Annotated in this window: 23 protein-coding genes; 10 read left to right on the top strand and 13 right to left on the bottom strand. The window is 70.7% G+C overall.

The window, feature by feature from the left end:
- Positions 1-260 precede the first annotated feature (260 nt).
- Together BIU90_RS06315 and BIU90_RS06310 are read left to right on the top strand one after the other, a co-directional pair.
- Complete coding sequence (locus BIU90_RS06315) at positions 261-674, top strand: hypothetical protein (protein WP_139195139.1); 414 nt, start codon at positions 261-263, stop codon at positions 672-674.
- Entirely contained in the window at positions 671-928 is a 258-nt protein-coding gene (locus BIU90_RS06310) for a hypothetical protein (RefSeq protein WP_139195138.1), read from the top strand. Before BIU90_RS06315 ends, BIU90_RS06310 begins: the two co-directional genes overlap by 4 nt.
- A 74-nt stretch (positions 929-1002) precedes the next feature.
- Here BIU90_RS06310 and BIU90_RS06305 read toward each other — a convergent pair whose 3' ends face one another.
- The 5 genes from BIU90_RS06305 to BIU90_RS06285 all read right to left on the bottom strand — a co-directional run bounded on the left by BIU90_RS06305 (position 1003) and on the right by BIU90_RS06285 (position 7205).
- Entirely contained in the window at positions 1003-1878 is an 876-nt protein-coding gene (locus BIU90_RS06305) for a hypothetical protein (protein ID WP_071299399.1), read from the bottom strand.
- A 96-nt stretch (positions 1879-1974) separates the two neighbouring features.
- Positions 1975-2640 carry a response regulator transcription factor gene (locus tag BIU90_RS06300; RefSeq protein ID WP_071299398.1) on the bottom strand — a complete coding sequence of 222 codons (666 nt, stop codon included), beginning with the start codon at positions 2638-2640 and terminating at the stop codon, positions 1975-1977.
- Positions 2604-4064, bottom strand: a complete 1461-nt coding sequence (locus BIU90_RS06295; RefSeq protein WP_071299397.1) for an ATP-binding protein — start codon at positions 4062-4064, stop codon at positions 2604-2606. The genes BIU90_RS06300 and BIU90_RS06295 overlap by 37 nt, the downstream gene beginning before the upstream one ends.
- A gap of 334 nt (positions 4065-4398) precedes the next feature.
- Positions 4399-5049 carry a TetR/AcrR family transcriptional regulator gene (locus BIU90_RS06290; protein WP_071299396.1) on the bottom strand — a complete coding sequence of 217 codons (651 nt, stop codon included), beginning with the start codon at positions 5047-5049 and terminating at the stop codon, positions 4399-4401.
- A complete protein-coding gene (locus tag BIU90_RS06285) occupies positions 5046-7205 on the bottom strand; it encodes an MDR family MFS transporter (RefSeq protein ID WP_071299403.1) in 2160 nt (719 codons plus the stop codon). The genes BIU90_RS06290 and BIU90_RS06285 overlap by 4 nt, the downstream gene beginning before the upstream one ends.
- Before the next feature lie 189 nt (positions 7206-7394).
- Here BIU90_RS06285 and BIU90_RS06280 point away from each other — a divergent pair, with 189 nt between their 5' ends.
- The gene (locus tag BIU90_RS06280; RefSeq protein ID WP_071299395.1) at positions 7395-7859 is read left to right on the top strand and encodes a MarR family winged helix-turn-helix transcriptional regulator; all 465 of its coding nucleotides are present in this window, start codon (positions 7395-7397) and stop codon (positions 7857-7859) included.
- A 255-nt stretch (positions 7860-8114) separates the two neighbouring features.
- Here the strand turns inward: BIU90_RS06280 and BIU90_RS06275 are convergent, their stop codons facing one another.
- The 5 genes from BIU90_RS06275 to BIU90_RS06255 all read right to left on the bottom strand — a co-directional run bounded on the left by BIU90_RS06275 (position 8115) and on the right by BIU90_RS06255 (position 13291).
- On the bottom strand, positions 8115-9218 hold the full coding sequence (locus tag BIU90_RS06275; protein WP_071299394.1) for a Gfo/Idh/MocA family protein: 1104 nt from the start codon (positions 9216-9218) through the stop codon (positions 8115-8117).
- The gene (locus BIU90_RS06270; protein WP_071299393.1) at positions 9215-10102 is read right to left on the bottom strand and encodes a ThuA domain-containing protein; all 888 of its coding nucleotides are present in this window, start codon (positions 10100-10102) and stop codon (positions 9215-9217) included. Before BIU90_RS06270 ends, BIU90_RS06275 begins: the two co-directional genes overlap by 4 nt.
- A gap of 53 nt (positions 10103-10155) precedes the next feature.
- Positions 10156-11046 carry a carbohydrate ABC transporter permease gene (locus BIU90_RS06265; RefSeq protein ID WP_071299392.1) on the bottom strand — a complete coding sequence of 297 codons (891 nt, stop codon included), beginning with the start codon at positions 11044-11046 and terminating at the stop codon, positions 10156-10158.
- Positions 11043-11951, bottom strand: a complete 909-nt coding sequence (locus BIU90_RS06260; protein ID WP_254786963.1) for a carbohydrate ABC transporter permease — start codon at positions 11949-11951, stop codon at positions 11043-11045. The genes BIU90_RS06265 and BIU90_RS06260 overlap by 4 nt, the downstream gene beginning before the upstream one ends.
- Positions 11952-12055: 104 nt before the next feature.
- Positions 12056-13291 (bottom strand): sugar ABC transporter substrate-binding protein, encoded by a 1236-nt coding sequence (locus BIU90_RS06255; protein WP_254786962.1) that lies wholly within the window; start codon positions 13289-13291, stop codon positions 12056-12058.
- 153 nt (positions 13292-13444) lie between these two features.
- On the opposite strand from BIU90_RS06255, the gene BIU90_RS06250 reads away from it, so the two are divergent.
- Positions 13445-14182 carry a LacI family DNA-binding transcriptional regulator gene (locus tag BIU90_RS06250; protein ID WP_254786961.1) on the top strand — a complete coding sequence of 246 codons (738 nt, stop codon included), beginning with the start codon at positions 13445-13447 and terminating at the stop codon, positions 14180-14182.
- The gene (locus BIU90_RS18955) at positions 14143-14460 is read left to right on the top strand and encodes a substrate-binding domain-containing protein (protein ID WP_368086269.1); all 318 of its coding nucleotides are present in this window, start codon (positions 14143-14145) and stop codon (positions 14458-14460) included. The genes BIU90_RS06250 and BIU90_RS18955 overlap by 40 nt, the downstream gene beginning before the upstream one ends.
- A 211-nt stretch (positions 14461-14671) precedes the next feature.
- Here BIU90_RS18955 and BIU90_RS18615 read toward each other — a convergent pair whose 3' ends face one another.
- Positions 14672-14821, bottom strand: coding sequence for a hypothetical protein (locus tag BIU90_RS18615; protein ID WP_175470147.1), 150 nt, complete (start codon positions 14819-14821; stop codon positions 14672-14674).
- 152 nt (positions 14822-14973) lie between these two features.
- The gene (locus BIU90_RS06245) at positions 14974-15432 is read right to left on the bottom strand and encodes a MarR family winged helix-turn-helix transcriptional regulator (RefSeq protein ID WP_071299389.1); all 459 of its coding nucleotides are present in this window, start codon (positions 15430-15432) and stop codon (positions 14974-14976) included.
- A gap of 119 nt (positions 15433-15551) precedes the next feature.
- Between BIU90_RS06245 and BIU90_RS06240 the strand changes: the two genes are divergently transcribed.
- Positions 15552-16523 carry an AraC family transcriptional regulator gene (locus tag BIU90_RS06240; protein ID WP_139195137.1) on the top strand — a complete coding sequence of 324 codons (972 nt, stop codon included), beginning with the start codon at positions 15552-15554 and terminating at the stop codon, positions 16521-16523.
- A 19-nt stretch (positions 16524-16542) separates the two neighbouring features.
- On the opposite strand, the gene BIU90_RS06235 is transcribed toward BIU90_RS06240, so the two are convergent.
- Positions 16543-17571, bottom strand: coding sequence for a LacI family DNA-binding transcriptional regulator (locus tag BIU90_RS06235; RefSeq protein ID WP_071299387.1), 1029 nt, complete (start codon positions 17569-17571; stop codon positions 16543-16545).
- A 158-nt stretch (positions 17572-17729) separates the two neighbouring features.
- Between BIU90_RS06235 and BIU90_RS06230 the strand changes: the two genes are divergently transcribed.
- The 4 genes from BIU90_RS06230 (at position 17730) to BIU90_RS06215 (ending at position 23413) form a co-directional block, all read left to right on the top strand.
- On the top strand, positions 17730-19025 hold the full coding sequence (locus tag BIU90_RS06230; RefSeq protein ID WP_071299386.1) for an ABC transporter substrate-binding protein: 1296 nt from the start codon (positions 17730-17732) through the stop codon (positions 19023-19025).
- Positions 19026-19032: 7 nt separating this feature from the next.
- Positions 19033-20061: a carbohydrate ABC transporter permease gene (locus BIU90_RS06225; RefSeq protein ID WP_071299385.1), complete on the top strand. Its 1029-nt coding sequence runs from the start codon at positions 19033-19035 to the stop codon at positions 20059-20061.
- The gene (locus BIU90_RS06220; RefSeq protein WP_071299384.1) at positions 20058-20939 is read left to right on the top strand and encodes a carbohydrate ABC transporter permease; all 882 of its coding nucleotides are present in this window, start codon (positions 20058-20060) and stop codon (positions 20937-20939) included. Before BIU90_RS06225 ends, BIU90_RS06220 begins: the two co-directional genes overlap by 4 nt.
- 131 nt (positions 20940-21070) lie before the next feature.
- A complete protein-coding gene (locus BIU90_RS06215) occupies positions 21071-23413 on the top strand; it encodes a glycoside hydrolase family 3 N-terminal domain-containing protein (RefSeq protein WP_083403758.1) in 2343 nt (780 codons plus the stop codon).
- The last annotated feature ends 24 nt before the right edge of the window (positions 23414-23437 follow it).

The raw sequence follows: 23437 nt of genomic DNA, 5'->3' as shown, positions 1-23437 counted from the left end.
GCGATCTGTCGCTTTCGCGGTGTAGAGGCGCCGGACGGACGGCAGGTCCCCATCGTGACCCGAGCGCCGCTTGCACATGTGGAACATCAATGTCAATATCTGCGTCAACCCGACGAGGGGCGTCGGGAGAGAAGGAGACAACGATGAAGTCGTCCAACGCCACCTCGCCAGCACGCACCGCGCTCGTCGCGGCTGCCACCACTTGCCTGTTCGCATCGCTGCTCGTCGCTACGCCAGTCCACGCGTCCCCTGGCGGCGCAGTGGCTCCCGATCTCCGTGCGATGGCCGACGGCCTCGATCTCCGTGCCGGGGACCTCGAACGTGGGCTGGCGCTCATCGATGAGATCCCGGAGGCGGTCCTCCTGGCCGGCGATCTCGCGCTCCGAGACTGGGTGACCTCGACGCATCCGGAACTCGTGACGACATCGCGAGCAGACATCGTCGGGTGTGCCGGGGCGATCGCTTGGCTCATCGCCTCGACGGCGATCCCGGCAGCGAAGATCCTCAAGATCAAGCGCCTGATCGAGGGACTCGGCGGCGTCGCGAAGGCTGTGCAGCTGTTCTGGGGCGCCTCGTTCAAGTGGGAGAAGATCCAGGCGCTCGGCGGGGCTGCTGCCGCGCTCGGTGCCGAACTCCTGGGGATCGCGGCCGTCCAGCAGAAGTGCTTCTCATGACGATGCGAACACGCGGGCTCGCGATCCTGGCCGGCTTGACCCTGGCGCTCCTTGCGCTCCCGCTGTTCGGGTCGGTGTTCGCGGGACTGGTCATGCTTGCGACCCTCTGCGTCGCCTCGGCCGCGCCTTCGGTGGTCGGCGCGACCCGACTGTCACCCACGTCGGCGATCGACCCGCGCGCCGTTCGGCGTCTCCGGGAACAGCACCCCGGGATGACGATCACCGAAGCCGCAGCCATCATGACCGGACGCTGATGTCGCACCACAGGACGGACGGGAGGCCCGGTGCCAGCTGGCACCGGGCCTCCCGTCCGTCCTGTGCGAGCGCCTCAGCGCGTCGCCAGCGGCGTCGGGTCCACCGGGTCCGGCGGCACCGGCAGCGATCCCCGGATCTGGTTCTGCGCCTGGCAGTCGCTCGTGCAGTTCGTCGCGCCCTGGCTGAGCTCGACCGCGTCCTCACCGAGGACCCCACCCATGCGACCGCCGGGCTGCACGGTCCACGTCGTCGTGGTGGCCGTCTGCGAGGTCTTCGTGGCGACCTGCGGGCTGTCCTTGCCGAGCAGCATCTGGTGGGCGTCACTGCCACCGGCGACGGCCGGGGTCCCGTCGCCGAAGTTGATCTTCCCGGTGTACGGGTTCGTGAAGTAGAAGAGGCCGGTGCCGAGCGTGTGCGTGAACGACACGGGGGCGGCGAACTCGGTCTCCATCTGGAAGACGCCGCCCTGCGCACCGTCCTTCGCCTGGACCTTGAGCTTGCCGGCCGAGGTGCCGAAGATCGCGACGAGGGTGTCGTCCTTCACCTCGAGGGAGGACAGCCGGGCGCTGGCGAGCTGCGCCGGCGACAGCGACGGGACCTTCGACGCGAACACGACGGTCGGCTTCGTGACCATGCGCTGCGTGTCCGGCGCCCCGGTCAGGGTGTAGTCGTACACGCCGAGGTCGGCGATCCGGATGTCGAAGCCGTTGTGCTTGCCGCGCACGGCGATGGTGCCCGAGACGGCGGTGTCCTTGAGCTTGAACTCCTTGCCGACGGCCGGGTTCGTCGTCGTGCCGTTGACGGTGACGGCGTAGTCCCCGCTGGTCGACGTCTTGCCGGACGCCTGCGCCGGGGCGACCCCGACGAGCGCGACGGCCGCGACGGTGACGGCGGCGATCGTCGCTGCGACGCCGACGGAGCGGCGGCGGCGGATGAGCGTGTGGTCCATGGTGTGCCTCCTGGTGACGGGGGCGGTGCATCCCCTCGTCACGATCGTCGCCGGAGCGGACGGAGACCGGTATCGGACCTTGGTACTAGTACCGCCTCACCAGCCGTGGTCGCGGGCCCACAGCGCGGCACTGGTGCGGTCGGCGACCCCGATCCGCCGGAACACGCTGCCGACGTGCACCTTCACGGTCCGTTCGGCGATCCCGAGTTCGTGGGCGATCTGCTTGTTCGACAGGCCGCGGGCCAGGCGGACGAGCACCTCACGTTCGCGGGGCGGCAGCACCGGGCCCGGCTGGGTCGAGCGGGACGGCGGCGGACCGGGCGTCAGCAGGTGCCGCGCGACGCGGGGGTCGATCGGGGCCTCGTCCCGCGCCGCTGCCCGGACGGCCCGCACCACGTCGTCCGGGTCGGCGTCCTTGAGCACATAGCCCGTCGCGCCAGCGGCCAGCGCTGCTCGGACACGGGCGTCGTCGGAGAAGGTCGTCAGGACCAGGACGCGTGTGGTCGGGACCGTCGCGCGCAGGTGCCCGGTCGCGACGACCCCGCCGGCGCCGGGCATCGACAGGTCCATCACCACCACGTCGGGCACGAGCTCGGCGGCGAGGTCGACGGCTGCCTCGCCCGTCGCGGCCTCGCCGACGACCGTGCAGTCGGGCGTGGTGTCGAGCACGGCGCGCAGCCCGTTCCGGACGATCGCGTGGTCGTCGACGAGCAGGACACGGACCGTCACGAGCGGGCTCCGGTCGGCAGGGTGAGCTCCCATGCGGTGCCGGGTGCCGTCCCGGTGCGGGATTCGATCCCGGTTCCGGTGCCGGTCCCGGTGCCGGGTCCGGCCCCGGGCGCCCTGCCGGTGCGGAGGCGGAGCGTCCCGCCGGCGTCCTCGGCGATCTGCCGGAGCAACGTCGTGCCGAGGTGGCCACTCCGCTGCGACCCGAGCACGACCGCAGGGTCGAACCCGACGCCGTCGTCCGCGACACGGACCACCAGGGCCGTGTCCGTCCCGCGGACGACGACCTCGACCGTGTCGGCACGGGCGTGGCGCACGGTGTTCGCGACGACCTCGCGCACGAAGCGCACGACCGCCGTCATCGCGACAGCGGGCGCGTCGACGACGTCCGGGACGTCGAGCACCACGGCGACGCCGGCGGCCCGCGCCCGTGCCGTCGCGTCGGACAGCGCTGCCGCCAGTCCGTCGCGGTCCGGCGCGGCAGGTTGGATCACCGCCATCGACGACCGCAGCGCCGACACCGCCTGCCGCAGGGTCCGGGCCGCGTCGTCGAGGACCGCCGAGGCATCGGCGGCTGGGGTCCTCGCCGCAGCGCCGAGCGAGAGCGCGAGCCCGGCCACGTCCTGCACCGGGCCGTCGTGCAGGTCCGCCGCGAGGCGTCGTCGCTCGGCGGTCTCGGCATCGAGGGCCCGGACGAGCAGGCGCTCCCGGTCGCGCTGCCCGGCCCGGACACGCAGCACCATCCAGAGCAGCACCGGCAGCAGCAGCGCGATGCCGACCGCCACCGTGCCGAACGCGAGCGCCGCGAAGGCCGCCCGGAGCGATGCCGCACTCGCCAGCACCGTGTCGTACGGGTAGTACACCTCGAGCAGCAACGGTCCGCCGGACGGCAGGTGCACGGCCTGGTACGCCTCGAGCAGCGGACCACGGCCGCGTTCGTACCGGTTCTCGGGTGCCCGCAGGTCCGAGACCTCGGCGTCCGACCGGTCGGTCTCGAGCGCCGCGCGGTCGTCCTCCGACAGCGCGAAGCGTTCCCCGACCAGCCGCGGCTCGTCCGACCACAGCACGGTGCCGTCCGACGACCAGAGCTTGACCCGCACCGCCGCGGTCGTGTCCGTCACGCTGCGCACGGCTCCCTGCAGCCGGTCCACCGCGGCGGAGCGCTCAGTATCGGTCGCACGGGGATCGGCGAGGGCGTCGTCGAGCACCGGTTCGACGACCGCGCGGGCGATCGTGGCGGTGTCGTCGGTGGCGTCCTCGATGGCGAAGCGCTCTGCGGTGCGTTGCGAGGCGAGGGTCCCGACCGTCGCGATCGCTGCGCCGCCGAGCAGCGCGGTGACGACCAGGCCGACCAGGACCCGTCGCCACGGGGTCGTCCGGGCAGCGCGGCGCGGGTCGGCCGCGACGACGAGCACGCTGCCGTCGCCGGGGTCCGGGGCGGTCGTCCGTCGTCGGTGCACACGGTCACCGTAACCGGGCGACGCTCACGTTCCGCGCAGCGCAGCGCACCGTGCGGTGTTCACGACTGCGCACCGTGCGGGTTTCGTGGCCGGTGCTGGGTTGTGGGCTGCGTGCGCGCTCGTTGCCCCGCACCACGCGGCTGTCGCCGCACCACGAGACGGACGGGAGGCCCGGTACCAGCTGGCACCGTCCCTCCAGGCACGGCCGGCCCGCCGCTGGGGCGTCGCGCCGGCACCGGCTGGCACCCCTCCCTCGCAGGCTCGGTCGGGGCGCCCCGCGCAACGCTTCGCGTTGCCGCTGAGCGGGGCGCGCCCGTCCGTCGTGTGGTCGCGGTCAGGCCCGCGCCAACGCGCCCATCTCGTTCACCACGTCGCGCAGCACCACGGCGAGCTCGTCGCCGTCGGCGACGGTCGTCCGGTGCGCGACCTCGATGAGGGCCGCCATCACGAACGTGACCGAGGTCCGGGCCGTCTGCTGGTCGGTCCGCTCCGCGGCGACCTCGATCACGGCGCTGCGGGTCGCGGCCATCCAGTCGAGCATGGTGGGCATCACCTCGGGGTGGCGCTGCACGAGCTCGCGGGCGCGGTCCCGGTCCTGCGGCAGGGCGACGGTGTGCGCGACGAGGTCGCACAGGTCCGCCACGAGCGGCCCGTCCGACTCCAGGAACCGCGTGCGCACCGAGCCGGGCACCGCGTTCGGGGGGAACCCGAGCGCGGCGTCGGCCTTGGACGGGAAGTAGTTGAAGAAGGTCCGCGGCGAGACGTCCGCCTCGGCGCAGATCTGCTCCACGGTGACCCCGCCGAGTCCCTGCTCCCCGACCAGCCGGGCGGCAGCGTCGTGGATGGCGTGCCGCGTCTGCTGCTTCTTCCGCTCGCGGAGCGAGCAGGCGGAACCGTCAGGACCAGCGACGTCACCGCCGGCACCATCGGGAGCGGTGCCGGCACCGGTAGCGACGGCGGACGGGGCGGCGGTCACCGTCGTCACCGCCGGACGGTCGGCGTCGAACCGGTCATCGGACCGGTGAAGGACCCGGCCTCGGCGGCTGCCATGCCGGCGGACGCCTCGAGCTCGGACTCGGCGGACAGGTCAGCGCGCTCCTGCAGTGCCGACCGGGCACGCAGCGGCGGGACCTTGAAGAACCACGACAGGACGAACGCCAGCAGGATGACCCCGAGTCCGACCCAGTAGATCGTGACGGACGAGGCGTTGAAGCCGGCCATGAACGGACGGGTCAGGCGGCTGTCGGCACCGGTCAGGAAGGACGTGTCGTTCGTGCTCGACGCGCTGGAGTCGCTGCCCGAGGACTGCTGCTCGAGCTGCGCCACGATCGACGGCACAGCCTGGTCGACGTAGTACTGCCGGTCGGACGCGTTCGACCAGTCGACGACCAGCGCGCCGTCCTGCACCGAGGCGTGGGCCTTCGCTGCCGCCTGCTGCAGCGCCGTGATCTCGGCGCGCGGCGTGGCGTCGGCGACCTGCTGGTCGATGAGCGTCTGTGCAGCGGCTGCCGGGACGGTGCCCGCGGCAACCTGTGCCTGGACGGCGGCGGTGACCTGCTCGGTCACGGCTTGGTCGGCTGCCTGCTTGGCGGCCGTGGTGCCGGACGCCAGGCCGGCGGCGACATGCTGCTCGATCGGCGTGACGATCGGGTTCCAGATCTTGTCCATGACGCCCTGGTTCCGCTGGGCACTGGCGACGCTCGGGTTGAGCGCAGCGTCGAGGCCGTCCGACAGGGTGCCCTTGTCCGCGGTGGCGCTGAGGATGTTCGCCGGCATCACCGAGAACAGGATCGAGAGCAGCACCGCGGTGCCGAGCGTCCCGCCGATCTGGCGGAAGAACGTGGCCGACGAGGTCGCGACGCCCATGTCCCGGGCCTCGACCGACCCCTGCGAGGCCAGCGTCAGCGACTGCATGACCGAGCCGAGCCCGAGGCCGATCAGGAACATGCCGATCATCAGGAACCAGAGCGGCTTGTCGATCGACATGAAGGTCAGGACGACGTAGCCCGCCGAGACCAGGAAGGTGCCGATGACGGGGAAGACCCGGTAGCGACCGACGCGGGCGACGATCTGGCCCGAGGTGATCGAGGCGATCATCAGGCCGCCCACGAGCGGCAGCGTGGCGAAGCCGGACTGCGTCGGGCTGAGACCGACCACGATCTGCAGGTACAGCGGGATGGTCAGCATCGCACCGAACATCGCGAACCCGACCAGGAACCCGATGACGGTCGCCATCGAGAACGTGCCCGAACGGAACAGCTTGAGCGGGATGATCGCCGCGTCGCTCATCTTCGACTCGATGAGCAGCAGGGCGACGAGCCCGAGCGCACCGATCACGTAGCAGGCGATCGCGGCCGAGGAGCCCCAGCCCCACGTGCGGCCCTGCTCGGCGACGAGCAGCAGCGGCACCAGGGTGAGGATGACCGAGGTCGCGCCCCACCAGTCCACCTTCGGCTTGTCGGTCTTGTCGTGCACCTTCGGCAGGTGCAGGAACACGATCACCATCACGAGCGCGGCGATGCCGATCGGCACGTTGATGAGCAGCACCCAGCGCCACCCGGTGATCCACAGGATCTCGGACGAGCCGGCGAGCAGACCGCCGATGAGCGGGCCGATGACGCTGGAGATGCCGAAGACGGCCAGGAAGTAGCCCTGGTACTTCGCCCGCTCGCGGGGCGCGAGGATGTCGCCCATGATCGCCAGCGGCAGCGACATCAGGGCACCGGCGCCGATGCCCTGCACGGCGCGGAAAGCCGCGAGCATGAGCATCGAGGTCGACATCGACGACAACACGGCGCCCAGGATGAAGACGACGATGCCGAAGATGTACAGCGGTCGGCGCCCGAAGATGTCGGAGAGCTTGCCGTAGATCGGCGTCGCGATGGTCGACGTGATCAGGTACGCCGTCGTCACCCACGCCTGCTGGTCGAGCCCGTGCAGGTCGTCGCCGATCGTGCGGATGGCCGTGCCGAACACGGTCTGCCCGAGCGAGGACAGGAACATCCCCGCCATCAGGCCGTAGATGACGAGCAGGATCTGGCGGTGGGTCATGAGCGGCTGCTGGCCGGGTCCGGCGGTGCCGGGGGCGGTGGCGTCGTGACGCCCGCGGTGCTCCCGGACGGGTGCGGTGGCGGTTGACATGCGTTCCTTCGGTCGGTTCGGTTGACGGCTGCCCGGGAGACCGGACGTGCCGACGCGCGGACCCATGGGGTGGGCGGCGGCACCGGTCTCGACCTTGCAGCGACTGCAAAGTACCACCATGTGCTTCCAGCAAGCAACTAAATGGTGCCGGCTCGGGGCCGCATGGGTCAGCGCCCTACGCTGGACCCCGTGACCGACCACCGCGCCGCCTCCGAGCGGGCGCTCCGCCAGCAGCTCGACCGACTCTGGGTCCGCCAGGCGCTGCGGTCCGTGCTCATCGAGGACCGGGGTGGCCTCGACCCCACCGCCCGGGTGATCCTGCGCGCGGTCGAGCGGCTCGGACCGGTGCGTGCGACCTCGGTTGCCGAGCTGACGGGGCTCTCGCGTCCGGTGGTCAGCCGCCGCGTCGCCGCCCTGATGTCGGCCGGGCACCTCGCAGCGTCCCCGGACCCGGAGGACGGTCGCGCGAGCCTGCTCGAACTCGCGCCGGCCGGTCGGCGGCTGCTGGACCAGCTCGACGTGCACGGGGACGAGACGTTCGACGACGTCGTGGGGGAGTTCGCGGACGAGGACCTGCAGGCGCTCGCCGGGCTGCTCGGGCGGCTCAACGACCGCGCGGACGCGGTGCTGCGGGCAGCGGTCCGCCGCCGCTGACGCGCGCGTGCGCACCGGGCGCGGCCGGGCATGTCGTCTCCACACGATGCCGAGGTTCCACGACTTGCCGCTCAGTTCCGCGGCAGTTCCCGAAATGGCCGGTCCACGCACCCGAGGTGCCGCGATTTCGGAACCTCGAGCGGGGAGCGGGGAGCGGGGAGCTGGGAGCGGGGAGCGCACCGAACGTACCCGCTGACGCACGGGAGGCCCGGTGCCAGCTGGCACCGGGCCTCCCGTCCGTCCTGTTGCCCGGACTCAGCCGGCGGTCGCGACCGTCCCGGACAGCGCGTTCCGCACGGACCCCCACGCCGCCAGGCGCTCGCGCGTCGCGTCGTCGCGCTCCGCGGCGAGCGCCGCAGCGTGCGCCTGCTCGAGCACCTGGTCGATGACGACGCGGTTGCCCGACCGGGTCGAGGCGATCGCCGCCTCGACCATCGCCAGGCTCATCACGTTGCCGTGCACCTCGCCGTCCGGTGTCGTGCCGGACCCGAGCGCACGGACGAACGAGGCGAGTGCGCCAGCGATCTCGGTGCCCACGCTCGGCGCGCCCTCGGGGGAGCCGGGCGTGCCGTCGAGGTCGCTCGTCGGGGCGTGGTCGCCGTCCCACAGCGCCGCGCCCGCCGCGCCGGAGGCCCGCCAGTCGCCGTTCCAGGACGTCTCGGCACCCGGCGCGCACCACGAGCCGTCGTAGACGTAGCGGATGTCGTCCTCGAAGGTGAAGACGGCCGCCGCGGCAGCGTCCCCGCGGTACCAGGACCACGACGGGTTGTACGACTCGCAGTACACCGACACCGGGTCGCGCTCGAGCAAATACCGCGCCGAGTCGAACGGGTGGATCGCCATGTCGAGCAGCAGGACGTCGTCCATCTCCTCACGGAAGCCCCCGAAGTGCGGCGCCTTGGCGAACCGGGTGCTCAGCGTGCCAAGGTCGCCCAGGGTCCGCAGGTGCTGCCGGAACGCGACGAGGTGGTCGTTGTACCGGCGGGACTGCGACACCATGAACAGCTGCCCGGTGGCCTCGGCGGCGGCCGCCAGCGAGAGGGCCTCGGCGACGGTCTGCGCCGCGGGCTTCTCACCGAGGACGGGGAGGCCGGCGTGCAGGGCCTCCATCGTGATCGGGTGGTGGGCGACCGGCACGGTGATGTCGAGCACGGCCTGGGCCCCGGTCTCGGCAGCGAGCTCGGTCAGGCTGCGGCCGACGGGGATCGACGCGTCGCCGGCGAGTTCCGCTCCGGCGCGGGCGACGTCGAGGTCCAGGTCGACGATCCCGACGAGTTCGACGTCCGGGTCGGCGGCGACGGTGCTGAGCCAGGCGCGGCCCATGCCCCCGGCGCCGACCTGGACCACCCGGAGCGTCATGCTCGGGCCTCGGCGGGTTCGGCGGCCGGCTCGGCTGCGTCCGCGTTCTCGGCTGCCGGCTCGTCGGTGTGCTCGGCTGCCGGCTCGTCGGTGTGCTCGTCTTCGGGGGCGTCGTCGAACGGGCCGCGGTAGTGCTGGCCGTCGAAGTACTCGCCGAGGTCGTAGCGGCGGAGCGTCGGCAGCTCGCGCTCCTGCTCCGGTCGGGCCCACTCGGTGGCGTTCGCGATCACGCGGCGGACGTCCTTGTGGTGGTACACGGGGAAGTCCTGGTCGCCGGGCGAGAAGTAGAAGATCTTCCCGAAGCCGCGGCGGTAGGTCATGCCGCTCCGGAACACCTCGCCGCCGGTGAACCCGGAGATGAAGACGAGCTCGTCCGGGGTCGGGACGTCGAAGTACTCGCCGTACATCTCCTGTTCCGGGATGACGATCGGGTTCGGGACGCCGCGCGTGATGGGGTGCTGCGGGTTCACGGTCCAGACGAGTTCCTGGTCGTGCTCGCTGCGCCACCGGAGGGTGCAGGTCGTGCCCATCAGCTTGCCGAAGATCTTCGACCAGTGCCCGGAGTGCAGGACCACCAGGCCCATGCCGGAGAGCACGTGCTTGTGCACCCGGTCGACCACGGCGTCGTCGACGTCCGCGTGGGCCGCATGGCCCCACCAGGTCAGGACGTCGGTGTTCGCCAGGACCTCGTCGGTCAGACCGTGCTCGGGTTCCTGCATCGTGGCGGTACGGACCACGGCGTCGGGCAGGTTCTCGCGGATGCCGTCCGCGATGGCGCCGTGCATGCCCTCGGGGTAGCGCTCGGCGACGTGTTGCTCGACCTGCTCGTGGACGTTCTCGCCCCAGACGGTGATGCGCAGTGGGGTGGAGGTGGTGTCGCTCATGTCGTTCGGCTTTCTTCCCCCGCGGGGGTGTTCGTGGACGGGTTCGTGCTGCGTCACTTGACCGCGCCGCCGAGGGCGCCGGCGGAGATGTACTTCTGCGCGAAGATCAGCAGCACGGCGGCGGGCAGCGAGGCCAGGACCGACGTCGCCATGACGGGACCCCAGTCGGTGACGTTGGATCCGATGTAGTTGTAGATGCCGAGCGTGATCGGTCGGACGGCGGTGGTGGACGTCAGGGTCAGCGCGATGAGGAAGTCGCCCCACGCCCCGAGGAACGTGAACAGCGCCGCTGTGACGATCGCGTTGCGGCTGATCGGGACGACGATCGAGACGAACGCTCGGAAGTCGCTTGCGCCGTCGACCAGGGCCGCTTCGACCAGGCTCGGCGGGATGGACTCCATGAAGGCGCGCATGAGCAGGATCGCGAAGGGCACCTGGACCGCGCTGTCCGCCAGGATCAGGCCGACGTAGCTGTTGAGCAGCCCGACGTTGTTGAACAGCGTGTACAGGGCGTTCGCGATGACGATCGCCGGGATCATCTGGGTGATGAGCAGCACGAGCAGGAACACCCGCGTGCCCTTCATCCGGAACCGGGCCAGCCCGTAGGCGGCGGGGGTGGCGATGACGAGCGTCAGCACGACGGTGCCGAGGCCGATGATCATGCTCGAGACGAAGTTCTGCCCCTGTTGCGCGAAGGCCGCCTGGTAGCCGGCGAACGTCGGGTTCCAGGGGAACCACGTCGCGGTCGCCGCGCCGGTCGTCGCCTGCAGGCTCGTGTTCACCATCCAGTAGACGGGGAAGATCATGATCGCCAGGAAGACGATGCCCAGGATCGTGAACGGGATGCCCTTCACGGTGCCGCGCGGTCGGGGGAGCTTGGCGCTCCGCTTCGTGGTGATCGCCCGGGTGGCCGTGACGGTCTGGTTCGCGATGCCGACGCTCATTCGTCGACCGCCTTCCTGGAGATCGCGATGTAGACCATCGCGAAGACGAACGAGACGACGATGAGCACGTTGCTGACCGCGGCTCCGATGCCGAACTGGAAGTTGATGAACGACTGGTGGTACGCGTTCGTCGCCAGGGTCTGGGTCGAGTTCGCCGGGCCGCCGCCGGTCAGGCCGAGGATGATGTCCACGACCTTCAGCGTGTAGACGACCCCGAGCACGATCACGATGCTGACCACGCTCCGGATGCTCGGCCAGGTGATGTGCCAGAAGGCCTTCCAGCCGGTGGCGCCGTCGAGCGACGCTGCCTCGTACAGCTCCGGCGGGACGGACTGCAACCCGCTGTACAGGATGGTCGTGTTGAACGGGATGCCGAGCCAGACGTTGACGCCGATGACGGCGATGAGCGCCAGGCTCGGGCTGACCAGCCACGGCACCGGGGCGATGCCGACGACGCCGAGCAGCTGGTTCAGGGCGCCGCTGTCCTGGTCGAGCAGCCACTTCCACACCGCGCTCGAGGCGATGAGGGGGAGCAGCCACGGCAGGAGCAGCAGGCCGCGCAGGAAGCCCGACAGCGGGAAGTGCCGGCGGAAGAACAGGGCGAGCGAGAGCCCGATGACGAACTGCAGGACGATCGAGCCGGCCGTGAACAGTGCCGTGTTGACCAGGCTGGTCGTGAAGACCGCGCTCTGGAAGACCTGGATGTAGTTGCCGAGTCCGACCCACGGGGCCTCGCCCGTGAAGAACGTCGCCGTCGTGTAGTCCTGGAAGGACATGATGATGTTCTTCACGACCGGGTAGCCGAAGAAGACGACCACGAAGACCGCTGCCGGGACGACGAAGAGCCAGCGGGTCACTCCGGATCGGAACCGGGCACGTCGTTGCCCGGGTCGGGGTGTCGCCACGGGCAGTGTCGTCCGTGGTCGTGTCGATGTCGAGGCGCTCACGCCGGGGGTCCTTTCGTCCTGAGCGGAGAGGGAGCCGGCCGGACGGCCGGCTCCCCGCAGTGCTACTGCTCTTGCGACTGCGCCTGCTTGAGCGCGTCCTCGGGGCTGGCCTTGCCGGTCAGGGCGAGCTGGACGGCGGTGTAGATCTTCGTGGCGGCCTTGGGCCAGTCGGGTCCGAGCTCACCGGTGCGTGCTCGGGCGGTCTTCACCGTGGTGACGAAGGAGGCGACCTGCGGGTGGTCGGTCGCCCACTGGGCGCCGATGCTCTCGTTGGTCGGGACGTTGCCGGTGGCACCCGCGATGACCTTCTGCATCTTCTCGCTGTTCAGGCAGCCGACGAACTTGCCGGCGAGCGCCATGGTGTCCTTGTTGCCGGTCTGCGGCACCGTGAACGCCTCGCCACCGAGCGGTGCGACGGGGGCGTCGCCGGTGCGGGTCGGGATCGGGACGGAGTCGAACTCCAGGCCCTTCGCGGCGTTCAGCGTGGGCAGCTGCCACGGGCCGTTGATCATCATCGCGGCCTTGCCCGCGATGAACTGGCTGTTGACGTCGGCCTGCGCCCAGTTGATCGAGCTCTTCGACATCGAGCCGTCGTTCTGCAGGTCCTCGACGAACTGCAGGGCCTGCGCGGCCTTGTCGGTGTCGATGTTCTTCTCGTCGCCACCGTTCGACCAGAAGAAGGGCAGGAACTGCCAGGTGCCCTCGTAGGTGTTGATGTTGCTCATCGCGAAGCCGTAGGTCGACCCGCTCGTGAGCTTCTTCGCCGCAGCCTGCAGCTCGTCCCACGTCTTCGGCGGCTGGATGCCGGCATCGGCGAGCATCTTCTTGTTGTAGTAGAGCGCGATCGAGTTCGTGGCGGGCTGCAGGCCGTAGAGCTTGCCCTTGTAGGTGTTCGCGGCCTTGACGCCGGGGACGTCGCCGGAGGCGCTCAGACCGTAGGCGGACAGGTCGGACAGGGCACCCGAGGACGCGATCTGCTGCACGTCGGGGTTGTCGAGCATGAGCACGTCGGGGAGGGTCTTCGACGATGCCTGCTGCAGCACCTTCGCGATCAGACCGGCACCGGCGACGTGGTTGATGGTGAGCGTGGCGCCGACGGTCTTGGCGCACTGCTTGTAGATCGGGTTGTAGTTCGCGGCGTAGTAGTCCTCGATCGTCAGGTTCTTCGAGCCGGAGCCTGACGAGGCGGTGCCAGAACCGGAGCAGCCGGTCAGGACCAGCGGGATGGTGGCCACGACGGCGACGGCGCCGACGAGCGCACGCATCCGGCGCGACGTGGAAGTGAACTTGTGCTTCATTGCAGAGCTCTTCTCTTGGACGGGTGCTGGGCTGGCACGCGCCGACGAGGCCGTTCGACGTCGTCGTCGCTGTGCTCCTGGGGCGAGAACGTAACAGCAAAGCGCTTTGCTTGTAAAGCGCTTTTCTCGCGAGTTCGCCGCTATGCTCACGCCATGGCCACGATGCAGCAGGTCGCCGACCGCGCGGGCGTCTCGATCGCCACGGTGTCCTTCGTGGTGAACGGCACGAAGTACGTCACCCCGAAGACCAAGGCGCGGGTCACCGCCGCGATGCGCGAACTCCGGTTCCGCAACAACGTCGTCGCGCGTGCCCTGGCCAGTCGACGCACCCGGATCATCGCGCTGCTGTTCCCGACCACCGGCAACCGCTTCAGCCCGACGACCTCCGAGTTCTTCATGGCGGCCGCCGAACGGGCCTCCGAGCGGGGCTACCACCTGGTGCTCTGGCCGGTCGACCCCGCCGGCGACGACCTGGACGACCTGGTGTCCGGCGGGCTCGTCGACGGTGTCATCCTGATGGAGGTCCGGATGGACGACCCGCGCGTCGCCGTCCTCACCGACCTCGACGTCCCCTTCACGCTCATCGGTCGCACGCGCGACAGCAGCGGTCTGCCCTACGTCGACATCGACTTCGAGACCACGACCGAGGACAGCCTCGACCACCTCGGCGCGCTGGGCCACCGGCGGTTCGGCCTGGTGCTCGAAGACCTCGACGGCACCCCGATGGCCGGGTACGCCCCGCACCTGCGCGTCGAGGACACGTTCCGGCGGTCCGTCGCCGAGCGCGGTGGCGTCGGGACGGTGGTCTACGCCGAGGGGGGCAGCGAGGGCGGCGCGACGCGGCTCGACGGCTGCTCGAGGAGGACCCCGACGTCACCGCGGTCCTCGTGATGAAGGACGACTCGTCGGCGGGGCTGCTCGTCGGGCTCTACGCCGCCGGCCGCAGCGTCCCGGAGGACGTGTCCGTCCTCAGCATCGCGACGTCGAGCACGAACGCCGACCAGCACTTCCCCCGCCTGTCGACGATGATCGCGCCCAGTCGGCAGCTCGGCAACCGCGCTGCCGACGCCCTCATCGACCAGCTCGACGGCACGTCCGGGGAGCTCCCGCACTTCCTGCTGCCCTGTGTCCTGCGCGTGGCCGACTCGACGGCCCCCGCCCCGGCCTGACCGGCGTTCTGTCCCATCTCACCCGCGATGGGAGGCCAGATCGCGCGTGGTCGGTGCGAAGTTCCGGCCCACAACGCACGATTCGCCTGGCAGCGCGCGATTCGACCCGCTCAGCGCGATGCGGCTGGCAGCGCGCGATGCGGTGGGCGGGCCGCAGACAGACGGGAGGCGCGGTGCCAGCTGGCACCGCGCCTCCCGTCTGCGACCGGCGTCAGACCGGTCGCGTGGTCCCGGTGAACAGGTCGTCGAAGACGGTCTGGTCCTCGGTCGGCTGCTCGCCGAACTTCCACTTCCGACGCATGCGCCGGAACGTCGTGATGCGCACCGGTTGGATGCCCGGTTCGGTGTCGTAGTTGCTCATGGCGGCCCTCCGTCCTGCTCAGTCCCCGTTGTCCCGCCCCGGCCGACGCTACGGCGAGCGAGGCCGACATGCGCCGATTTAGGTAGAAGAATCACCTAGTTGCGCTCCGTGGACAATCGTTCAGCAACGTCGCCGCGGCACAATAATCTGCCTCAGAGGCCGGGGGCGCCGCCGTCGAGTGCATCGATCACGCGGTCGATGATCCGGACGAACCTGGCCTTGTCCCGGTCCGAGAAGGAGGCCATCAGGTCGTGGAGGTGTTCGTTCGTGTGGTCCATCGCGGCGTGGTACTTCGTGCGGCTGGCGTCGGTGAGCTCGATGAGCCGACTGCGCCCGTCGTCGGGGTTCGGCCGGCGTCTGACGTGACCGCCCTGCTCGAGACGGTCGACGGCGTTCGTGACGGCCGGACCGGTGATGCCGAGGTGCGCGGAGAGGTCCTTCACGCGGACCGGACGGCTGCCCGACTCGGCGCGCGAGACGAACTGCACGACGCTCAGGTCGATGCCGGCGATGCCCATGTGGTCGCGCAGGCGGTTGCGGAGCGAGGCCATCGCGGCGTCCAGCCTGGTGAGGGCGGCGTCGAGGTCGAGCTCGGCATCACTGACGGTCACGCGGCCACCTCCTCCGGGTCGAGCGACTGGGCGACACAATACGCCGGGCTCGCCGACACAGCGTATCCAGATAACGAGGACTCCTGCGCACATCGGATGTCGGCGGGGCTGTGGAGCACGTGAGCGAGACGGCGACGTCGGCAGCCAGCACGCCCGACCAGATCCGCCTGGAGGTCGCGGGACGCGATCCCGAGGCCGCCGCACGCGACCTGACGAGCGTCGACGCCGGACGACAGTGGGTCATCCGGCGTACCGGCGACCAGTTCTCCTACCGGTACACCGCCGTCGGGGACAGCGAGGTGACGGTCCGTCGCTCGTTGGTGACGGGGTTCGCCCGAGGTCTGGTCGCACCCGGTGAGCACTACGTGGTGCAGTGGATCACCGGTGGGTCGGCTGCGGTCGACGTCGGTGGCGAGCGCCTGGACCTGCGGCCCGACGAGCCGACGCTCTACCCGACCGAGCAGGAGTTCGTCTTCGTCGCCACCGACCACGACCAGCGCCTGGTGCACCTGCACCGGGACCTCGTCCGGTCGGTCGCGGTGGAACGGTACGAGGTCGGCGACGGCCCGCTCCGGTTCGACCAGCCCCGCGCCGACGACGGTCCGGCGCTCACGCGCTGGCACGACGCACTCGGTGCCCTCTCGCGTGCGCTCCGCGACGGGGTCGACTCCTCGGCGTGGGCCGACGCCAAGCGCACCGCGGTCGAGGCGTTCCTCGGACTCTTCCCGCCGCACGTCGACGCGCTGCCGGCAGCCCTCTCGCTGCCGCGCAACGCCCGCCTGCGCGCCATGGTCGAGCACGTGCACGCCCACGTCCGGGAACCCGTGACCGTGGCCGACCTGTCCGAGGTGTCCGGACTGAGCGTGCGGTCGGTGCAGGAGTCCTTCGCGCGGGTGCTCGGCGTGTCCCCGCTGACGTACGTGCGCGAGGTCCGACTCGACCGGGTGCGTCAGGAGCTGCTGGAGCTCGACCCGCAGGACGTCACCGTCGGGGACGTCGCGCGGCGGTGGGGCTTCGCGCACCTGGGGCGGTTCTCGGCGGTGTACCTCGACCGGTTCGGCGAGTACCCGAAGCAGACGCTGCGGCGCTGACGCGCGCCGCCGGAGGCGGTCAGGCCGGGGCCGGTCCTGTGCTCCGTCGCACGCGCAGCTCGGTCGCCATCCGCACGTGGTCCGGCCCGGATTCGCCCCGCAGCATCGCGAGCAGCATGTCGACCGCTGCGGCGCCGAGCTCCGCGAGCGGCTGGGCGACCGTCGTCAGCGGCGGTGTGGTGGTCGACGCCTGCGGCACGTCGTCGAAGCCGATCACCGACAGGTCCTCGGGTACGCGGAGCCCGAGCTGTGCTGCTGCCTGCAGGACACCGAACGCCGACGAGTCGTTCGCGGCGAACACCGCGGTGGGCCGGTCGGCGATGCCCAGCAGCTGGCGGGCGACGGCGGTGGCCTGGTCCTCCTGGTAGTCGCCGGCGCGCACCAGGTCCTCGTCGACGGCGATGCCCGCGGCGGCCAGGGCCTGCCGGTACCCGGCCTCGCGCAGCTGGGCGCTCGCCAGGTCGGCGCGGCCGTGGATGTGCGCGATCCGGGTGTGGCCGAGTGCGACCAGGTGCTCGACGGCACTGCGGGCACCGCCGGCGTTGTCCGTGTCGACCGTCGCGTGCCCCTCGGGTCCGGTGTGCGGGTCGATCGCCACGACCGGGATCGACGAACTCGACAGTGCGGTCGTGGGGGTGACGACGATCGCGCCGTCGATCAGGGTGCCGGACAACCGGGACAGCGAGCGGCGCTCCCACCCCGGCTGGCTGGCGCCGGTGACGAGACCCGCGTAGGCCAGGAGTTCGTAGCCGGTGCCGGTCGCCGCGGTCGAGACGCCCCGCAGCAGCTCGGTGGAGAACGGCTCGAACTCGGGCACCAGGATCCCGATGACGTTGGTGCGCGAGCTCCGGAGGCTGCGGGCGACGAGTGAGGTCTCGTAGCCGAGACGCTCGACGACCTCCTGCACCCGCAGCATCGTGCTCGCCGCGACGCCGTCCCGGTTGTTGATGACCTTCGACACCGTCGGGATCGAGACTCCGGCAGCACGCGCGACGTCACCGATCGTGACCCGTCCGGGTCCCGGCTCGGTGCCGACTGCGGTCTCCATGTGCTCACCGTACCGCCGGACCCGACGCCGGCCGATGCCTGCGACACGGATGGATAACGTTATCGATATCGATTGACAAGCACGCGACGCACCTGGCACGCTCACTGCACGCGGCAGTCGATGTCGCAGGTCAACGACGACACATCAGGAGTTCCACGATGACGAGGAAGATCCGGGCCGCTGCAGCCATCGCGCTGATCGGGGCCACCGCACTCACGGCAGCCGGCTGTTCCGCCGGTGGCAACGCCGCGGACAGCAACGGGAAGGTCTCGATGACCTTCTGGCACAACTCGACGACCGGGCCCGGCAAGGCGTTCTGGGAGTCGACCGTCAAGGCGTTCGAGCAGGACCACCCGAACGTCACCATCAAGATCCAGGCGATCCAGAACGAGGACCTGGACGGCAAGCTCCAGACCGCGCTGAACTCGGGTTCCGCACCCGACGTGTTCCTGCAGCGCGGCGGCGGCAAGATGAACGCGATGGCCCAGGCCGGACAGCTCATGGACATCTCGAGCTCGATCGGGAAGAACGCCAAGTCCGAGATCAGCTCGGGTGCGTTCAAGGGCTACGAGCTCGACGGCAAGACCTACGCGATGCCGGTCGACGTCAACCCCGAGGGCATCTGGTACAGCCAGGACCTCTTCAAGCAGGCCGGCATCGAGGGCACGCCCACCACGATGGACGAGCTGAACGCCGACATCGCCAAGCTCAAGGCCGCCGGCATTCAGCCCGTCGCCGTCGGCGCGAAGGACGCCTGGCCCGCCGCGCACTGGTACTACAACTTCGCCCTCCGCGCCTGCAGCGAGAAGACGCTGAACGGTGCCGCGAAGGACCTCGAGTTCACCGACAGCTGCTGGAAGCAGGCTGGTCAGGACACCAAGACGTTCTTCGACACGAAGCCCTTCAACGACGGCTACCTGACCACCGCGGCGCAGCAGGGCGCCGGCAGCTCGGCCGGCCTCATCGCGAACCACAAGGCCGCGATGGAGCTCATGGGCGCCTGGGACCCGGGTGTGATCTCCTCGCTCACCCCGGACGGCAAGCCGCTGTCCGACCTCGGCTTCTTCCCGTTCCCGGAGGTCTCCGGCGGCAAGGGCGCTCCGGGTTCGATGATGGGCGCGGTCGACGGGTACTCCTGCTCGGCGAAGGCCCCGAAGAAGGAGTGCACCGAGTTCCTCAACTACATGACCGAGAAGCCCGTGCAGGAGGCCTACTACAAGGCCTTCAACGCCATCCCGGCCAACGAGTCCGCCCAGTCGGTCGTCACCGAGCCGTACCTGAAGACCGTCCTCGAGGCGTACAACAAGGCACCGTTCGTCTCGAACTACCTCGACACCCTGTACGGCCAGAACGTCGGCAACGCCCTCAACACCAGCGTGGTGAACCTGCTCGCCGGCAAGGGGTCGGTGTCGGACATCGTCTCGACCGTCAACCAGGCAGCAGCGAAGGGCTGACGAACCCATGACCTCCTCCGTCACCAGTCGCTCCGCGGACCGGTCCGCGGCAGACCAGGCCGGGACGGGACGTCGCACGGGCGGGGCCGACGGTTCGCCGTCGGCCCCGGCCCGCCGGGCCCGCAAGGGCAACGACGTCCGCACCCGTGCCGAGATCGCCGTGCTCGCCGGCCCGGCGGTCGTCATGTTCGTCGGGTTCGTGATCCTGCCCGTCGCCCTGGCCGCGTACTACGGCTTCTACAAGTGGCAGGGGTACGGCGCTCCGGTCGACTTCGTCGGCCTGCAGAACTACACCATCATCTTCACCGACCCCGACTTCCGTGGTGTGCTCTGGCACAACCTGTTCATCGTCGTCGGGTCGCTCCTGGTGCAGGGGCCGATCGCCATCGTCGTCGCCCTCCTGCTGAACCAGCGCATCCGCGGCCGTGGGCTGATCCGCGTGCTCATCTTCGTGCCGTACGTCATCTCCGAGGTGATCGTCGGCACCGGCTGGAGCCTCATGCTCCAGACCAGCGGCGCCGTCAACGACCTGCTGCAGAGCCTCGGGCTCGGCGCACTCCGGAACGACTGGCTGTCGAACCCGGACATCGCGATCTGGACGCTGCTCGCGATCATCTCGTGGAAGTACATCGGCTTCGCGGTGATCCTGTTCCTGGCCGGCCTGCAGAGCATCCCCGAGGAGCTCTTCGAGGCCGCGCAGCTCGACGGTGCGAGCTACTGGCAGATCCAGCGGAGCGTCACGCTGCCGCTGCTCGGCCCGACGATCCGCATCTGGGCGTTCCTGTCGATCATCGGCTCGCTCCAGCTGTTCGACCTCGTCTACATCATCTGGGGGCAGTACATCGCCGCCACCGCCGGCACCTCGACGATGGCGACGTACATGGTCGCGAACGGCCGACTGTCCGGCAACTACGGGTACGGCAACGCCGTGGCCGTGGTGATCTTCCTCATCTCGTTGGTGGTCGCGCTCGTCTACCAGCGGTTCGTCCTGCGTCGCGACACCGCCGGCGCACTCACCGAGAAGGCCACACGATGACCGCCACCGCATCGATCGTCGCCCCCCGACGCGGCCGGAAGCGCCCGAGCGACGGTCCGGTCCGCCGTGAACGCAACCTCGGCACGTACTTCATCGCGCTCGTCTTCATCGCGGTGTGCATCGGCCCGGTCGCGTACATCATCCTGGGCGGCTTCCGGACGAACTCGCAGATCACCGCGAGCCCGGCCGGCCTGCCCGGACCCTGGCAGATCGGCAACTACGTCTCCGTCCTGACGAGCGGCGTCTTCTGGCAGCAGCTCGGCAACTCCGTGATCGCGGGCGTGACCACCACGGTCGGTGTCGTCGTGCTCGGCCTCATGGTCAGCTTCGTCCTCGCCCGCTACCAGTTCCGCGGCCGCGGGGCGCTGTACTCGCTGTTCGCCGCCGGCCTGATGTTCCCGATCACGGTCGCGATCACCCCGCTGTACCTGCTCGTGAAGGACCTCGGGCTCACGAACAGCCTGGCGGGGGTGATCCTGCCGCAGATCGCGTTCGGCCTGCCCACGACGGTGATCATCCTCGTGCCGTTCCTCCGTGCGATCCCGGACGAGCTCGAGGAGGCAGCGTCCATCGACGGTGCCAGCCGCCTCGGGTTCTTCTTCCGCATGGTGGTGCCGCTGTCCTTGCCGGGTGTCGTGACCGTCGGGATCCTGGCGTTCATCGGCAGCTGGAACAGCTACCTCCTGCCCCTGTTCATCCTGAACGACGCATCGACGTACACGCTGCCGCTCGGTGTGCAGGCGTTCTCGTCGCAGTACTCCGTCGACACGGCCAGGGTGCTCGCGTTCACGTCGCTCTCGATGATCCCCGCCCTGGTGTTCTTCGCGGTCTTCCAGCGACGCATCGTCGGTGGTCTGACCGGCGCGGTGAAGGGGTGAGCACGCTCGAGGGGGCGGTGCCGGCCACCGCCGGCCACCAGGCGCGTGGCGGGGCCGACCCGGGCCTCCCGTCCGGTGGCCACCCGGCCCAGGCAACCGCTCCGGACCGCGCCACCGCCCTGCTGGCGGCGATGACGCTCGAGGAGAAGACCGCACAGCTGGTCGGCTACTGGCTCGACCAGAACGGCGTCGTCGCGCCGATGCAGGGCGAGATGGCCGCCGCGCAGGACGGTGCGACCCTGGCGGAGATCACCCGGCACGGCATCGGCCAGTTCACCCGCGTGTACGGCACCCGACCGGTCGAGCCCGACGAGCGTGCCGCCTGGCTGTGGGCGGAGCAGCGTCGGCTCAAGCGCGAGACCCGACTCGGCATCCCCGCGCTCGTGCACGAGGAGTGCCTCACCGGACTGGCCGCGTGGAAGGCCGCCACGTTCCCGACGCCGCTGGCGTGGGGGGCGTCCTTCGACCCCGAGCTCGTCGAACGGGTCGCCGCGGTGATCGGGCGCTCGATGCGACAGCTCGGCGTGCACCAGGGGCTCGCGCCCGTGCTCGACGTCGTCCGCGACCCGCGCTGGGGCCGGGTCGACGAGTGCATCGGCGAGGACCCGTACCTGGTCGGCACCGTCGGCACCGCCTACGTCCGCGGGCTGCAGGGCGCCGGGGTCGACGCGACCCTCAAGCACTTCCTCGGGTACTCCGCGTCCCAGGCCGGGCGGAACCACGCGCCCGTGCACGCCGGGCCGCGCGAGCTGGCCGACGTGTTCCTGCCGCCGTTCGCGATGGCGATCGCCGACGGGGGCGCCCGCTCGGTGATGAACTCGTACGCCGAGGTCGACGGCGTACCCGTCGCGGCGGACCCAGCACTCTTGACCGACCTCCTGCGCGGGACCCTCGGCTTCGACGGCACCGTCGTCGCCGACTACTTCTCGGTCGCGTTCCTCGAGGTCATGCACGGCGCAGCCGCCGACCGTGGTCAGGCCGCGGCGATGGCGCTCACGGCCGGGATCGACGTCGAGCTGCCGACCGGCGACGCCTACCTCGCGCCGCTCGTCGAGCAGGTCCGCGCCGGGGCGGTCGACGAGGCCCTGGTCGACCGTGCCGTGCTCCGGGTCCTGCGGCAGAAGGAGCGCCTCGGGCTGCTCGAACCCGACGTGTTCGAGGACGACGCCCCGACCGGCATCGACCTGGACTCGCCGGAGCACCAGAGCCTGGCACGCGAGCTGGCGGCCGAGTCGCTCGTGCTGCTGTCGAACGACGGTGTCCTGCCGCTGACCGCGGACCGGGCGACCGGCGGCGGCCCGGGAACCGGCTCGGTCGCGGTGATCGGCCCGAACGCCCACCGCGCCGAGGCCCTGCAGGGCTGCTACTCGTTCGCGAACCACGTGCTCGCCACGCACCCGGACCTGCCGCTCGGGTTCGCGATCCCCACCGTGCTCGAGGCCCTGCGAGGGCTGCTGGGTGACGGCGTGCAGCACGCACCCGGCACCGAGGTCGAGGGGGACGACCGGTCCGGCATCCCGGCGGCCGTCGCACTCGCCGCGGGGTCCGACGTCGCGGTCGTCGTCGTCGGCGACCAGGCCGGGCTGTTCGGCCGCGGGACCGTCGGCGAGGGCAACGACACCGACTCGCTCGAGCTGCCCGGGGTGCAGCGGGAGCTGGTCGAGGCCGTCGTCGCCACCGGCACCCCGACCGTCGTGGTGCTGCTGACCGGCCGCCCGTACGCGATCGGCTGGGCGCTGGACGGTCCCGGACCGCGTCCGGCTGCCGTGGTGCAGGCGTTCTTCCCCGGTGAGGGCGGCGGGCTGGCGATCGCCGACCTGCTCACCGGCGTCACCGACCCGTCCGGGCGTCTTCCCGTGTCACTGCCTCGGTCCGCCGGCGCACAGCCGTACACGTACCTGCACCCGAGGCTCGGGGGCCCGTCGGACGTCACGGCGACCGACTCGACGCCGGTCCGCCCGTTCGGCTTCGGCCTGACCTACACGTCCTTCGCGTACGAGGACCTGGCCGTCGACGGTCCCGTCGCCACGGACGGGACCCTCGCGGTGAGCGTCACCGTGCGGAACACCGGCTCCCGCCCGGGATCGGACGTCGTCCAGCTGTACGGACACGACGTCGCCGCGAGCGTCACCCGCCCCGTCGCGCAGCTGCTCGGCTACGCCCGGGTGCGGCTGGACGCGGGGGAGTCCGCGTGCGTGCACTTCGCGGTGCCGGTGCAGCGCTTCGCGTTCACGGACCGCGCGATGCGCAAGGTCGTCGAGCCGGGTGACGTCGAGGTGTGGGTCGCTTCGCACGCGGCAGCGTCCACGCCGGGAGGCCCGCTGGACTCCGGAGGGATCGTCGCAGTCGGCGACGCGGCGGCCCGACCGCCCGTGCCCGGGTCCGCGACGCCGCGGGCGACGGTCGCGGTGCACGGGCCGGTGCACCAGGTCGGGGCGGCCGACCCGCGCCTGGTGACCTGGACGGTCGACTGAACCAGCTGACGGACGGGAGGCCCG

Source organism: Curtobacterium sp. MCBA15_001, from assembly GCF_001864835.1.
In the GTDB taxonomy this organism is placed as follows: domain Bacteria; phylum Actinomycetota; class Actinomycetes; order Actinomycetales; family Microbacteriaceae; genus Curtobacterium.
Note: the sequence above shows the minus strand (reverse complement) of the source record. Positions and strands in the feature narration are given on the sequence as shown.